The organism is Microcoleus sp. B3-A4 (assembly GCF_036705385.1).
Classification (GTDB): Bacteria; Cyanobacteriota; Cyanobacteriia; order Cyanobacteriales; family Microcoleaceae; genus Microcoleus.
Genome location: NZ_JAUBUI010000019.1, coordinates 36,867 through 51,693, shown reverse-complemented (window position 1 = coordinate 51,693; position 14,827 = coordinate 36,867). Strand labels below are relative to the sequence as shown.

The 14,827-nt window shown below is 47.8% G+C and carries 13 protein-coding genes; 6 read left to right on the top strand and 7 right to left on the bottom strand.

Features of this window, described 5'->3' with window-relative positions; translation table 11 throughout:
- The first annotated feature begins 886 nt into the window (after positions 1-886).
- From QUB33_RS10815 to QUB33_RS10800, 4 genes are all read left to right on the top strand, one after another.
- A complete protein-coding gene (locus QUB33_RS10815; protein WP_333350265.1) occupies positions 887-1,342 on the top strand; it encodes a helix-turn-helix domain-containing protein in 456 nt (151 codons plus the stop codon).
- 155 nt (positions 1,343-1,497) lie between these two features.
- Positions 1,498-1,668, top strand: a complete 171-nt coding sequence (locus tag QUB33_RS10810; protein WP_333350211.1) for a hypothetical protein — start codon at positions 1,498-1,500, stop codon at positions 1,666-1,668.
- Positions 1,631-2,857 carry a serine hydrolase gene (locus QUB33_RS10805; RefSeq protein ID WP_333350209.1) on the top strand — a complete coding sequence of 409 codons (1,227 nt, stop codon included), beginning with the start codon at positions 1,631-1,633 and terminating at the stop codon, positions 2,855-2,857. Before QUB33_RS10810 ends, QUB33_RS10805 begins: the two co-directional genes overlap by 38 nt.
- Before the next feature lie 56 nt (positions 2,858-2,913).
- Positions 2,914-3,750, top strand: coding sequence for an alpha/beta hydrolase (locus tag QUB33_RS10800; protein WP_333350207.1), 837 nt, complete (start codon positions 2,914-2,916; stop codon positions 3,748-3,750).
- Between the two features lie 132 nt (positions 3,751-3,882).
- On the opposite strand, the gene QUB33_RS10795 is transcribed toward QUB33_RS10800, so the two are convergent.
- The 5 genes from QUB33_RS10795 to carA all read right to left on the bottom strand — a co-directional run bounded on the left by QUB33_RS10795 (position 3,883) and on the right by carA (position 8,665).
- Entirely contained in the window at positions 3,883-4,161 is a 279-nt protein-coding gene (locus QUB33_RS10795) for a DUF1816 domain-containing protein (RefSeq protein ID WP_333286482.1), read from the bottom strand.
- Between the two features lie 296 nt (positions 4,162-4,457).
- Positions 4,458-5,903 (bottom strand): 23S rRNA (guanosine(2251)-2'-O)-methyltransferase RlmB, encoded by a 1,446-nt coding sequence (rlmB, locus tag QUB33_RS10790; RefSeq protein ID WP_333350204.1) that lies wholly within the window; start codon positions 5,901-5,903, stop codon positions 4,458-4,460.
- 263 nt (positions 5,904-6,166) lie between these two features.
- Positions 6,167-6,613: a ribonuclease III domain-containing protein gene (locus tag QUB33_RS10785; RefSeq protein ID WP_333350202.1), complete on the bottom strand. Its 447-nt coding sequence runs from the start codon at positions 6,611-6,613 to the stop codon at positions 6,167-6,169.
- A gap of 384 nt (positions 6,614-6,997) precedes the next feature.
- Positions 6,998-7,354: an STAS domain-containing protein gene (locus tag QUB33_RS10780; RefSeq protein ID WP_015176627.1), complete on the bottom strand. Its 357-nt coding sequence runs from the start codon at positions 7,352-7,354 to the stop codon at positions 6,998-7,000.
- A gap of 153 nt (positions 7,355-7,507) precedes the next feature.
- Positions 7,508-8,665: a glutamine-hydrolyzing carbamoyl-phosphate synthase small subunit gene (gene carA, locus QUB33_RS10775; RefSeq protein WP_333350200.1), complete on the bottom strand. Its 1,158-nt coding sequence runs from the start codon at positions 8,663-8,665 to the stop codon at positions 7,508-7,510.
- On the opposite strand from carA, the gene QUB33_RS10770 reads away from it, so the two are divergent.
- Complete coding sequence (locus QUB33_RS10770; protein ID WP_333350198.1) at positions 8,664-9,632, top strand: retropepsin-like aspartic protease; 969 nt, start codon at positions 8,664-8,666, stop codon at positions 9,630-9,632. The two genes, carA and QUB33_RS10770, sit on opposite strands and share 2 nt — an antisense overlap.
- Positions 9,633-9,796: 164 nt before the next feature.
- Here the strand turns inward: QUB33_RS10770 and trpD are convergent, their stop codons facing one another.
- Together trpD and QUB33_RS10760 are read right to left on the bottom strand one after the other, a co-directional pair.
- Positions 9,797-10,912, bottom strand: coding sequence for an anthranilate phosphoribosyltransferase (gene trpD / locus QUB33_RS10765; protein ID WP_333350196.1), 1,116 nt, complete (start codon positions 10,910-10,912; stop codon positions 9,797-9,799).
- Positions 10,913-10,922: 10 nt separating this feature from the next.
- Positions 10,923-11,093, bottom strand: coding sequence for a hypothetical protein (locus QUB33_RS10760; RefSeq protein ID WP_333256392.1), 171 nt, complete (start codon positions 11,091-11,093; stop codon positions 10,923-10,925).
- A 694-nt stretch (positions 11,094-11,787) separates the two neighbouring features.
- Between QUB33_RS10760 and QUB33_RS10755 the strand changes: the two genes are divergently transcribed.
- Entirely contained in the window at positions 11,788-14,793 is a 3,006-nt protein-coding gene (locus QUB33_RS10755) for a PAS domain S-box protein (RefSeq protein WP_333350194.1), read from the top strand.
- The last annotated feature ends 34 nt before the right edge of the window (positions 14,794-14,827 follow it).

The window sequence follows — 14,827 nt, the reverse complement described above, 5'->3', positions numbered from 1 at the left end:
TAGGAAATCAGTCAATCGATTTTAGATTTTAGATTTTAGATTTTAGCTTGGAGCATTGAAGCATTGACCCCACGGATAAATTCGAGGGGCAAGTTTCATCGGATACAGGTTTTTTATTTCTCGACGGATGAATCCGGGGGCTTGTATCCTGGATGCTTTCGGTCATTCCCAATTCTGTAATCTAAATTCTAAAATATTAGAACCTAGCTTTTCTTCGACGCAACCCAGGATTTATGGTAGAAAAAGATGGCACAAAAAATAAACTAATTCCGGTCATAACTGCTTTATTTTGGCGATTATTCAGAGATTAATACAAATATTTATTTACAAAAGCTCACTAACTTTTTTAAAATCAATTTACTTTAAAACCAGAGCCTGAAACATTGAAAGCTGATTATTTACGAAATTAATAGCTCCTGACACTTCAGAAATAAACGAACTGAAAATAGAAATTAGCATAATAAAATATTAGATTGTGGCTGCACATTTCCTAATAATTATGGTCAGATTGTGAAAAGCACTTTTTTAGTCAAAAATGACTGAAAGTTATCAGTCATCCGAGTGAATTAATGGCGGCTGCGCGATGGTCGAAGAAAATAGCGATCGACCTTTTCCGATCCACCCCCATTGTGCCAGGGGTCAAAAAGCCTGTCAGAAATCTGGGGTTCACAAAAAAGCTCGGAACGCTCACCGCCACGCCGAGGTTTCCTGTTGCGCGCACCTGCAAAAAAACAGCAGTCCTTCCTCAACAGTGTCTAGCCGCGTGCATCTGGGGTAAAAAAAGCTACTTGTTTGACCGAACGATCCCCAGGAAAATAATTTCATCCGGAATTATCCCCAAAACCAAAGATATATGGTAAGAAGTTCCCGATGCCCCGTTGGAGGAATGCCACCTAAAGCTCACTTAGAATCCCACCTGACGGCAGAGGAACTCAAAATTCGCTACCGGCAGGCACAAAACACCACAGAGTCGCGCCGCTGGCACTTGCTGCTGTTAGTTTCCAGAAATTGGACGATCAAACAAGCAGCGCAAGTCGTAGGCCTCAACTACGACTACGCCAAAGAAATTGTCCAGCGCTACAACCGAGAAGGGCCTAACTCTGTGAGAAATCGCAGCGGAGACCGCCAGCCCCCTCCTGCGAAATCCTTGCTGAGTCCTGAAGAGCAAGAAGAACTGCGACAAGCGCTGCAAGGCCCTGCCCCCGACGGCGGAGACTGGACAGGCCCCAAAGTAGCTCGCTGGATTGCCGAAAAAATCGGTAGCGATCATGTCTGGCCCCAACGCGGCTGGGATTACCTCAAGCGGTTGGGTGCTGACTGGCGACGGCGGCGCAAAAAGTAGATAGTTCCCAATATTTAAAGGGGGTTGATTGCTTTGGTGCGATCGCTCCCTTTATTTTGATTATGTTGCTGCGATCTAACTTTCCGATTTCACATTGTAGATTGTAGATTTGTTCTGCAATCTAAAAAAATCTAACATCTAAAATCTAAAATAGTTTGACTGATGTAACAATAGCTGCTTATATTGAATGTGGTGGTGTTGAGGATGTTAAATATGCGAGATCTGAGGTGTTTTTTGTCGATAGCCAACAAAATGGCGGCAGTAGTAGCCGGCATATTGTTGGTTCAGATGTTAACCATCGCAAGTTCATTCTCTCAATCATCTAACCCGCGTTCCCTAGACGAACTCTACAAAATTCGCGATCGGCTGATCACCGAATTAGAACAACCCCCCTCTCCCTCCCCAGAACCAACCCTGCTCTCGCGCTTAGTTCCCGTTGCCGCCAATCCTCAAGAACAACTGCTACAGCAGTTGCAAGCGGTGGAAGCTCAAATATTAGTAGAACAGAGGGCTAAGGACGACTTACAGCAAGCAGTCCGTTTAGCCAACCGAGCCGTAGAAACTCAACGGCAGCAAAATAAGTCGCTCGAATCTTCGCAGCAAACTCAATTTTTCTGGCACCAGGCGCTCAACAACTTGCAGGAAGTTCCTCAAAATTCATTTTTAGCTTCGCTCACTGCCTCAAAAACTCAAGAATACCGGGAAAATTTAACCGCAGCAACCTTTCAAGTGCAGCAAGCAAAATCTGATTTTTTGGGTGCGCTTGCCCGGGAAAGCGGTTTGTCGGCTCAAGCTTCGATCGGTGTTTGCAACCTTTCTAGAGAGTGCGTAAACCTCCGGGGCGACGTGCCTCCTGCCAGTCCGGCCAGCTTAATTAAATTGCCGATTGCTGTCGCCCTGATGCAAAAAGTCGATAAAGAAAAAATTAGTCTGAACCAGGAAGTATTAGTCACTCGCGGTAATTTCACCGAAGACGCATCGGCAAAGATTAGGTCTAATCGCAATTACCCGCTACAGCTACTGTTAGAAGAAATGATCTATCACAGCAGCAATATCGCCACCAATCAACTAATCGATTATTTGGGTTCGGATTACATCAATCAATATTTAGATAATAGCGGCTACGAAGTCACCCGCGTCAACTTCAAATTGATGGGGGAAAGAATTATGCCCTCCAACCCCGGTTCTGGTCGCAACCGCCTGACTGCTAACGAGCTCACCGAAATGATGGTGCAAATTTACAACGGCGAAACACCCGGTGCTAAACTATTAATAGAAACTCTCAACCGCCAGTACGATCACGCTCTGGGATTTGCCGCCTTGGAAGGAACTAAAGCTCAATGGTTGGGCGAAAAAACCGGCCAAAATTCTCGGGTACTCGGCACAACTTTAGCGATGAGCGTTGACGACGAAGCCTATGTGATTACTGTGATTGACAGCCGCAGCGGCGAGCTACAAATGCGCCAGTCTATTTCTAAAATTGCCGATTACATTGTCCGAAACCCCAACTTTTAATCGCTGGAATATACAATTTATAGCGGGGGACAACGCACCGCCCAAACAGTTAAAAAATGCCGCATCAACAACTCAGCGTTTCCGTCAAAGGCAAAGGATTTCCTATTCTCTGCTTGCACGGCCATCCAGGTTCCGGCGATTGTATGTCGGTATTCACAGAACACCTATCAAAACGCTTCCAAACGATCGCCCCCGACCTGCGCGGCTACGGCAACAGCCGCACCTCAACTTTCTTTGAAATGACCGATCATCTGGTCGATTTAGAAGCACTATTAGACAGATTAGGAGTCCATCGGTGTTTGGTGATCGGATGGTCTTTGGGAGGGATTTTAGCCCTGGAATTAGCCATGAAATATCCCCAGCGAGTCACCGGTTTGATTCTACTTGCATCAGCAGCCAAACCGCGAGGAAGTCACCCTCCCATCTCTTGGCAAGATAACCTTTACACCGGTTTAGCCGGAATTATCAATTGGGCCCTCCCCGGTTGGCAGTGGAATATTGATACTTTTGCGAGGCGATCGCTCTTTCGCTATTTGATACAGCAGCATAACGCCACCCCTTACCGCTACTTAGCACAGGCAGGTACCCCCGCCTACCTCAAGACTTCCAACACGGCCACCAAGGCGTTAAATACCGCTCTGAGGGCTGGATACGATCGACTGATCCACCTGGGCGACATTGAATGTCCCTGCTTGGTGTTGGCCGGAGAGGCCGATCGGCACATCACTTCAGCATCCAGTTTAGAAACCGCCCGCCATCTGCACGACTGTCAGTGGCAGTGCTATCCCAATACAGCCCACTTGTTTCCTTGGGAAATTCCCGATCGGGTAGTCGCAGACATCGATCGGTGGATTGAGAGTCACCCCGAAGCAGTTGGTAATTCCGAGTGTTGAGTTTTGAGTTTGTCACCAGCAATTTATTACCGAACACTCAAGAGTTTTGAAGTTACAACAACTCATAACTCAAAACCGCACAGCGTTGCGAGGGAAGCGTAGCCCTCTCACAACTCAAAATTCCCCCTGCTTCTACTGACCGCTCAAAACCGGCCACAGCCCTCCATCACCAAGCTTTCCCAAATCTTCTGCAACCGTTAAAGTAATAGGTTTGCAGCGCTGAATCGAAACACTAACACCTTCTGCCCCTTCATTTTCTATGTCTTCTACATATCCTGCTTTTGCAGCTTCCGCCTCTCCATTGGTTAAGAACGGGCCAAAATAGTAAATGCACCGCGGCGCTGAAGTTTTCACTTCAACCCACCAAGCCAATCCGAAAAAGTTGAGCAAGCTAATCAAGAATTCTTTCATCTGCTTTTCTAATGTATTTGACGGTGTTTTCAGGGTGCTGCGAACACGCCTAGGCTTTTGTTATTTACATGGGGCTGACTGCTGCCAAGAACCGCTCCAAACCTATTTAAAGCTGATATCTAAATAAATTGGTGTCGAATTCCTGTTTGAACCTAGGGGCTAGGCCCCTTCTACTTTCGCCTGAACAAGTAACGACAGTCGATCGGCTATCCTTACTTGTTCCGGGTGTGGTGCCGCTCCTTTCTGGGCGGCATTCACAATAAACTACTCTGTTATGCTATTTTTTTCAAGCACCTTTACGATCCGTGTACGTGAAACTTTTTGGGCCCGCGCTGGCGGTAAATTTCGTATAAAGCCATCCCCGTTGCTACCGAGACATTCAGGCTAGGAGTATGGCCCCTTAAAGGAATTGAAACTAATCCGTCACATCCGCGCTGTATCAAAAGGCTCAAACCGTCAGCTTCACCACCCACCACTAAAACAGTGGGTCCGGAGAACTTGACTGTCTCTATAGATTGACCGACGCCTGCTGCAGTGCCATAAATCCAGAATCCAGCCTCTTTGAGTTCTTCCAGCGCCCGGTTAAGATTGACAACCCTCGCCACGGGCAGGCTTTCCAATGCCCCTGCTGCCACTTTTCTCACTGCCGAGGTAACCCCAACAGCCCGTCGCTGCGGAATCACCATGCCCTGAGATCCCAATGCTTCTGCGGTGCGAATGATCGCCCCTAGATTGTGCGGGTCGTTGAGTCCTTCGGCTACCACAATTACTGGATCTTCACAAGCCGACTTAGCCTTCGCGATCAGTTCGCCTAAATCCAGGTATTCGTAGGCTGATACTTGAGCGGCTACGCCTTGGTGGTTTGCTTTGCGCGTGATGTAGTCGAGGCGCAAATCGTCAACTTCGTCAATGATGCTGCCGTTGGCTTTGGCTTCGGTTAGCAAGCTGTGAAAGCGGGGATCGTAGCGCAGGTGGGGAACAACCCAGATCCGGTTGAGGACTTGGTTTGTTTCTAAAGCTGCTTGCACCGCATGGCGGCCGTAAATCATGTCGTCTGTGTCGGCGTCTGGTTGCACGACTGTATTTGAGGCAGTGTCAACAGGGCGAGTGTCTCTGTCTTTGTCTCTGTCTCTGAAATGGTTGCCCCGGAATTCCTGCGGGCTATTGTCTTTGTCTCTGTCTTTGTAATAATTGCCCCTGGATTCCTGCGGGCTGCTGTTTCTGTCTCGGAAATTGTTGCGGGCCGGCTGCGGGCTGCTGTCTCTGTCTCTGTCTCTGTCTCGGAAATTGTTGCGGGCCGGCTGCGGGCTGCTGTCTCTGTCTCTGTCTCTGTCTCTGTCTCGGAAATTGTTGCGGGCCGGCTGCGGGCTGCTGTCTCTGTCTCTGTCTCGGAAATTGTTGCGGGCCGGCTGCGGGCTGCTATCTCTGTCTCTGTCTTGGTAATAATTCCCCCGAGATTCTTGCGGGCTGCTGTCTCTGTCTTTAAAATGATTATTTTTGCGAATGTCCGGTTGGCCGTCGGAATCGACTCTCCGTTTGAAAATTGCTCTCACGGGCATTTCTCGCGATTGCGGGGCGAAGGTCGATCGCTTTTGAGGCGCGTCTACTCCGCGAGTGTCGGGACGGGGCTTGCGTTCAAAGCGGGGAGAGGATGGTTGTGAGTCCTGACGGCGGCCTTCGCTTTTGAAGGGCTTGCTGTCGGAATTCGATCGCGAGGAGTTGGGTCTGGTAAATTTTCTCATTGGTTTCTTGTGGTCAAAACGTTTTGGCTGAAGGTTAATGGATTGTAGATCGTAGATTTGAGATTCTTGATTGAGGGAGCAATCTTGGGGCGTTGAGATTTTAGATATTCTAGGGAGGGAGCAAGGATTTTGCTGTGCTCAAATTGCTAGTTAATAACTGATAAATCCTGTTTTGCCGATCGAGATTTTTGCGGTTTTATGTTAGCCGTGCAAGGATGGTTAATTAATCCCTCCCCATTCCCAACTCTTAACTGCTAAATCCTTTAAGTCTCAATATCTAAAAGTCCCAGAAGTTCGGTCAATCTTTCGGGATCGGTGAGATACAAATATCCGACCAAGGTTTCTAAGCTGCTGGCTTGTTGGTATATCTCTGGATCTGCTCGCTTAGAACGGCCCGCAGCAGCATTGCGGCCGCGCTTGACAATTGCTAATTCTGTACTGTTCAAGTAAGGAGAGAGCGATCGCAAGTGACGCGCTTGAGTTTCGGCTCGTACTTGCCCCACCACCAATTCGTGATAAGCTTGCAATTTTTTGGGTGGGACTAAGTACGAACTGCGAACGTAGAGTTCGTATACTGCATCTCCCAAATATGCCCAGGCTGCGGGCGAAATCCTTTCTATTTCTGCTGGTGTAGCCCTCGCAGGATGCACTCGATTTAAACTGATATCCGTCAGACTCAGTTTGAGCCCGTCATCTGCGATCGGCGACATACTTTTTTAAATAAAACTTCCGCACAGCTTGGTTTTTTTAGTCACTTACTTATTGCGTCTTTCGTTACTTCAGCAATTATAGCTTTCACAGGAGTGTTTGCTCTCAGATCGCGAAGCGAGATATACAGGCAAAGCTTGGCGCGACCATCGCACTCTTCAAATAAGGCTTTTTACCCAATCGGGATGCTCTAATTTTTATACCATTTTTCCGCGTGTTTGCCACACATATTTTACTGCCCATCCAGCGAAACTCTAAGCATCGGGGAAATAGCGGCTGGCGCGTGTCACAGCTTCTGGGTAAATCGGTATTGTTTTACCAGCACAAGAATAAAAATTTGCTATCCAGCGTTGAGAACCGGATAGCTAATTTAATCCACTTTGGCGTCAAGCATCCTTGACGTTTTTTACCGCCTCATCAACCGAAGGCTGCAAAGACAAAAATTTCTCTAAGCGAACCAGTTTAACAGTCTGAGTTACGCGGGGATTTGAGACAATTTGCAATGTCCCCTCCAAGGTTTGGGCTTTTTTGACAAGTTGCACAAGTGCGCCCAAGCCGGAACTATCCACAAAGTCTATCTGAGACAAGTCCAAAATTACGTGTTTTGGGCCCTCGTCAATACATTTGCTTATTACCTTCCGAAAAGTTGCCTCAGAAAAAGCGTCCAGCAGGCCCGTCAGGCGAAATAACTGACAGTTATTCCTGACTTCGCGAGTGCCTCTGAGGCTAACGGTCAGGGTCAATGACTCAGGAATGACACCCTCCTAGCTAGATATGGCTTAAAGTCGAGGCTTCATTATAGGAGTTTTTTGGTCTTTTGTCTACAGTTTTTTTTGTCAGTAATTTTTAGTTTTTTTTGAGGCAGCAGTCATTAGCGGTTGACTGCTGACTGCTGACTACTTACTGCTGGCTACTTTCTGATTGTCTCGCATTGACTGCACGAATCGATCGAATAAATAATCGGCGTCGTGCGGGCCCGGACTGGCTTCTGGGTGGTACTGCACTGAGAACAGCGGCAGAGTTTTATGCTTCAATCCGGCTACGGTGCGATCGTTCAAATTGAGATGAGTAATTTCTACTTCGGGGGCTAGGGAATCGGGGTTGATGGCAAAACCGTGATTTTGGCTAGTAATTTCTACTTGCTGAGTTAAACCCGCTGGATGATTCAATCCCCGGTGGCCGAACTTAAGTTTAAAAGTTTCTGCACCCAAGGAAAGTCCCAAAATCTGGTGTCCCATGCAGATGCCGAATACGGGTTTGTCCGACTTTAACAAAGCTTTCGCAGTCGCGATCCCTTCCGTTACCGCCGCCGGATCTCCGGGGCCGTTGGACAGAAAAATGCCGTCCGGGTTGTATTTGAGGATTTCCTCCGGCGACGTGTCAGCCGGGACAACGATGACCCGACACCCGTAACTCGCCAGACGCCGCAGGATGTTGCGCTTGATCCCAAAGTCTAGCGCTACCACCGTCCACATTTCGCCGTTAGCAGGTTTGACTGTAGGACTGAACTCCCAAATCGAGTCCGTGGCTTCAGACCACTCGTAAACCTCGCGAGTCGTGACTTCCTGGACTAGATTTAGCCCGTCCATGCTGGGGGCATCTTGAACTTGCTCCAAAAGTTCCGCCTGGTCGAGAATCGTGGTCGAAATGCCACCGTTGATCGCTCCCACCGTGCGAATTTTGCGAGTGAGGGCGCGGGTGTCTATCCCGTAAATGCCGGGGATATCGTACTGTTTCAGGTAGTCTTGCAGAGATTGCGAGCAGCGCCAGTTGCTGGGGCGGCTGCATACGTTGCGGGCGATCGCACCTCGAATTTGCGGGCGCGAGGATTCTTCGTCTTCGAGATTTACCCCGGTATTGCCCAATTCTGGATAAGTAAAAGTTACAATTTGACCGCAATAGCTGGGATCGGTCAATACTTCTTGGTAGCCCGTCATTCCCGTATTAAATACTACCTCGCCAACGACGGTGGCGTCAGCGCCAAACGACCAGCCGCGGTAAGCAGTACCGTCAGCCAGGACTAGGAGAGCGGGTTGTGCAGTTGAAAGTGACATGGCATCCTTAATTACTTTCGTTTGGTTTCATTCTTACCACTGCCAGCGATTTGATGCTAGTCGGCAATATACAGATATTATTTTAGTTTGTGCAAGGGTTCGGCAAAGCAAGGCACCTAGGCCCGAGGCAAAAGCAACAGGTAATCAAAAAGCAGCAACAAGTGCAACTTCTCCCACTCCCCACCCTCGGCATCTCCTAGTCTCTCCATCTCCCTCTGGGGCAGCAATTTATCTGCCAGCAGCTTATGAGGGCCGAAAGTCTAAATCTATACCAAAAGGCAGTTGTCGCTGTTACGATCGAGCTACAGCGTTTAACGAAACTATGGCTAGTAAATCTCCCTTGCCTTTACTCTCAAACTTATACAAGCATCTACTGAACTCTCAAAAACGGTGCAAACCGTTACTGGTTGTAACAACAGTTATTTCTCTGAGCAGTTCAATTTTAGTAGGGACTGTTGCTAACTCCTCGCGAGCAGTGGCTCAAGAAAGTGAGGGATGCTTCATGCGGAGCTCGTCAGGCCGAACCGTCAACCTCAGCCAATCAGTGTGCGGTTTTCTCCCCGAAGCATTGACTCCCACCACTTCGGCGGTGGCAAAGTCGGGAGTGTTTCAGGCAAAAATCAAACGCCGAGAGGCTAATATCCCCGTCATAGAAGTCACTTTTAACGGCAAACAAAAGTTCGAGATGATGGTAGATTCTGGAGCTAGTGGCACAGTAATTACACCAGCAATGGCTAAAGCCTTGGGCGTTGTTCTCCAGGGAACAGTGCAAGCACAAACTCCCAACGGAGTGGCTACTTTTCCCCTCGGTCGCCTGACTTCTGTTGAAGCTGGGGGTCTGGCTATTAACAATGTAGTTGTTGCCATCTCGCCGTCGCTAGATATCGGACTGCTAGGACAGGATTTTTTTGGCAATAAAGACATAACTATTAAGCAAGATGTGATTGAATTTCGATCGCGGTCTTAAACAGAACGAAGAAGGGAGAGGGAAGAAGTAAAGAAAAATTGAAAATTAAATAATTTTTCTTGTGGGTTAGTTAAAACAAAAAATTCCTTCTTCCTTCTTCCTTCTTCCATCCGTTACATCCGTTACATCCGTTGCAAAATCCGTTGCCGAACTTCCCTCTTCCTTCATTTCAAAAACTCAATCAACTGCTGCAACTTCAACCAAGATTCACCGCTCAATAAAATGTCCTTAGCCAGAGAAACTCCTGCTGCGTGGGAACCCATAGGAATTGCACCTCCCACCTGAAAAGCCAAAGAGGCATTCAAAGCTACAACATCCATTTGTGCGGGCGTACCTTTGCCTTGCAAAACGTTCCGCAAAATCTCGGCGTTTTCCTCAACATTTCCGCCTTTTAACGAGCCGATCGCACTTGGTGTCAATCCTACCTTTTGGGGGTCTAAAGTAGTCAGTTCCACTTTGCCATCCGACAAAATGGCCAAATCAGTCACATCACCCAACCCCGCCTCGTCCAATTTTTCTCTGCCGTGAACGACTACAGCTAACTCAGTCCCCAACTCGCCCAAAGCTTGAGCAATAGTTGATACCAGACTAGGATCGAACACCCCGATTACCTGCCCTGTAGGGCGCATAGGATTGACAAGGGGCCCTAAAAGGTTAAAAACAGTCCGCACCTTCAAAGTGCGCCGGAGCGACGCTACAGCCTTAAGTGCGGGATGCCACCCAGGAGCAAATAAAAAGGTAATCCCTACTTCGTCTACCGCAGCTCTCACTTTCGCGGGATCGGCGTTGAGGTTGACTCCCAGTGCTTCCAACACGTCAGCAGAACCCACTTTGCTCGATGCGGAGCGATTTCCGTGTTTCGCGACTCGAACTTTGCCGGCGGCGGCCACAAAAGCTACAGCAGTGGAAATGTTAAACGTAGAAGCGCCGTCGCCGCCGGTGCCGCAAGTATCAATTAATTTGAGATTGGAGATTGAGGATTTGGGATTGACAACGCTCTCCGAGTCGCCTGCAAGCGACTGAGAATGCAATACCTGAGCCATTCCTACCAATTCTGGAGCAGAGATGCCTTTGGCTTGGATGGCCGCTAAAATGGCTCCTGAGAGGACGGGGGGAATAGCTTCGGCTAGCCATCCCTGCATCAAGTCGGCTGCTTGGGCGCGTGAGAGAGATTGTCTGTCTAATAGTTGTTGCAGGAGGGCTGGCCACACAGGAGAATCCGCCGTCAGGGTTGAAGCAGGGGATAACTCTGGCGTTGCTAGGAGAGGAGAATCTGTCATTTATTAGTTTCTAGTCAAATTTAGCCCGATCGAGCTTTGCGGCCAAACCGAGAATCGATCGGGATTTTACCAGACTTGCCGACCACATTTTGCGCGATCGGGCCCAGATTTTTGCCCAAATGCCAGCACCGCTACAGAATTTTTCCGCCCGCAGCAGCAGAATATGAATTTTTTGATACAACAATTACCCTATTGTTGTGCCAACTTTACATACAAACCCCTGATCGTACAACTGCCAGCAGTCTGCTGTATTATCTATCAGCAATAATACTTAACAGTAACTCAGAGCACCCAAAGACCGATAAAAGTTACCGACAAAAGTTGTGGAGACCAAAAAATTTTAGAACTTAGGGAGCCCAAGATTCATCTGTGGAGTCACTTCTTTAATCTAAAATCTAAAATCTCCAATCGACTGACAGCAAGGACAGCGAGCGTTTAGCTCTTGCAGGCGGGTTAGTTGCCTCGGGTAAGAGTCGATCGTACTCTCACCCAAATCCTAAAAATAGAGTCTTGCGGTTGTAGGAGTCGCTGCCTTTTATTATTGTAACAACATCCTTGCTACTAACTTATTTCAGGGTATTCAACTGCTAATATATCCAGGGAGATTTCAAGGAACGGGTTTTGCTAGAACACCTGCATCGCAGGCAGATCGTTGGGCCAATGCGATCGTGACAGCCAGTCAAGCCTCAAATAAATACCCGCTCAACTAAACTTTCTGGAGCAACCACTAACAACTAACAGCCCCGTAGGACAGAGGAATAAACACACTCGTCTCCGGCTGCGACACACCATATTTCAGTCTAACAAACGGCTCAATTTTAACAGGCGGTAGACCAAAAATATTCAAGTCACACACAAGAGCAGGGTATTCACAAGTGGGAAATCAAAAATTAGGAAATAAATCGATAGAATGCCTGAATGTCGCGGAGGCACTGCACCAAATGGAAGCAAAATATTATAGTATGTTTGAAAATGCGGTGTCGGGCATTTTTCAAACAACCCAAGACGGTCGCTACATCAGCGCTAACCCAGCTTTGGCTCGCATCTACGGATATAGTTCTGCCGCAGAATTGATGGGCTGTCTGACTGATATCAGCGATCAGCTTTACGTCAATCCAGATCGGCGCGATCAGTTTGTTTCTGCTTTGCAAGAACAGGGCATCGTATCGGATTTTGAGTCGCAGATTTATCGCCGAGACGGAACAATAATTTGGATCGCTGAAAATGCGCGGGCTGTCTGCGATGAAACGGGTAAATTGCTCTACTACGAAGGTTTTGTAGAAGATATCACCAAGCGCAAGCAAGCAGAATCTGCACTTCGAGAAAGCGAAGAACGGCTGCGCTTAATAATTGAAGGCGTTAAGGATTACGCTATATTCATGTTAGATACTGAGGGGTATGTAGCTAGCTGGAATTCGGGTGCCGAACGCATTTTTGGATACAAATCTCATGAAATAGTGGGTAATAACTCGGAGTGTTTTTTCACGAAACAAGATCTTGAAATTGGCAAGCCCCAAGAAAAATTAATCAGGGCAGTGGCAGAAGGTCGATACGAAAATGAAGGCTGGCGGCTTCGCAAAGACGGATCGCGATTTTGGGCGAATATTATTGTTACTCCTTTGCGGGATGAAAGGGGAAAGTTGAAGGGCTTTTCTCAAGTAATGCAGGATATTACTGAGCAAAAGCGGGCGGCTGAGGAAAAGATGCAATTGATTGCTTCTTTGCAGGCGTCGGAAAAAAAGTTTCGCACTTTGTACGAATCGACGACTGATGCGGTAATGCTGCTAGACGAAGAGGGTTTTTTGGATTGCAATCCGGCTACTTTAAAGTTATTTGGATGCAGCGCTGAATCGGAGTTTTGCGGCAAGCACCCTGCAGAATTTAGCCCGCCATTGCAACCGGACGCACAAGATTCTATGAGTCTTTATCAAGAGCGAGTTAATACGGCTGTGCGCTCGGGAAATTGCCGTTTTGACTGGCGGCACTGCCGTTTGGACGGTTCTGAGTTTCCGGCGGAAGTGCTGCTAACTTCTATGGATATTGGCGGCAAAATGGGGCTGCAAGGCGTGGTGCGCGATATCACTTATCGGGTGCAGGCTGAGGAGGCCCTGAAGCAGGCTAATGAAGTATTGGAACGCCGGGTTAAAGAGCGGACAAGTCAGTTGGAAGAGGCTATTAAAAAGTTGAGGTTATCGGAAGAAAAGTTTTCTAAGGCTTTTCGATCGAGTCCCGATCCCATGATAATTACTACTTTTGCAGAGGGTCGTTTTATTGAAGTTAATGATAGTTTTTTGTCGATGACTGGTTATGATTTAGAAGAAACGACCTGGAATACAGTACCGGGGTTAAATATTTGGGTAAGGCCTGAAGACCGAGTTAATTTTAGGCGAAGTTTGCACGAACAAGGTGTTGTTCGCAATCAGGAGTGCGAGTTTCGGATGAAGTCGGGATCGGTGGTGGTGTGTTTGCTCTCAGCGGAATTGATTAATTTGGACGGCGAACTATGTATGCTGGGGGTGATGACGGATATTACCGATCGCAAACACGCCGAAGAAGCCCTACGGGAAAGCCAGCGGGCTTTGGCGACGCTGATGAGCAATTTGCCGGGGATGGCCTACCGTTTTCGCAACGATGCCGATCGCAGTATGGAGTTTGTCAGCGAAGGTTGCTATAAGTTAGCCGGCTATTCTCCTGAAGAATTTACCGGCACCCGGGAAGTTTCTATATCGGAATTGACTCACCCGGACGATCGCGAGAATTTGTGGAATGCCGTGCAAGTTGCCTTGCAAGAAAATCGACCCTATCAGCTAAATTACCGAATTACTTCTAAAAACGGCGAATTAAAATGGGTTTGGGAGCAAGGCTTGGGAGTGTTTTCCGAGTCAGGAGAATTGATAGCTTTGGAAGGGTTAATTACTGATATTTCCGAGCAGAAACGCAGTGAAGAAGCTTTGCGGCGATCGCAAACAGAGTTAACCCAACAAAAAGTTCAGCTCGAAAATACTTTGCACGAGTTGCAGCAAACTCAAGCATTATTAATTCATACTGAAAAAATGTCTACTCTCGGTCAAATGGTAGCTGGTGTTGCTCACGAAATTAACAATCCCGTTAGCAGCGTCTGCGGCAATCTCGTTCACGTCGGCCACTACACGGAAGATTTGCTGAATTTGCTCGATATGTACCAGCAGCACTGCCCGCAGCCGCCGGCAGCAATTCAAGATAAAATTAAGGATATCGAGCTAGAGTTTCTGCTAGAAGATTTGCCGAAAGCGATGTCTTCGATGCAGGTTGGGGCCGATCGCATTCGGGAAATTGTGCGATCGCTCAGAAATTTCTCTCGCAAAGACGATTCTCAAATGAGCAAAGTTAACCTGCACGAAGGCATTGAAGGAACATTGCTGATCCTGCAAAGCCGCCTGAAAGCCAGAGGCAACTATCCCGAAATTGCGGTAATTAAGGACTATGGAAACTTGCCTTTGGTTGAGTGTTATGCCGGCAAAATCAATCAGGTATTTATGAATTTGATCGGAAATGCGATCGACGCGATCGAGGAATACAACGAAGGGCGTTCAGTTGGCGAAGTCAAAGCTAACCGCAGCAAGATTAAAATTAGGACAGAAGTCCAAAACTCCAATGCTGTAATTAGGATTTCTGACAACGGCCCCGGTATGCCAGAAGAAGTTTCCCAGCAGTTATTCGAGGCTTTTTTTACCACCAAACCCGCCGACAAAGGCACCGGTTTAGGCCTGTCAATTTCCTACAAAGTTATCCAAGAACACGGTGGCAAACTTAGCTGCGTGTCTGCACTCGGCCACGGAGCTGAGTTTATCATAGAATTGCCGATCGAACAACCGACCGGACAACCGATCGAACAATCCTAAAGTGCGATCGGGGCGATCGCTTCTCCGATAACGA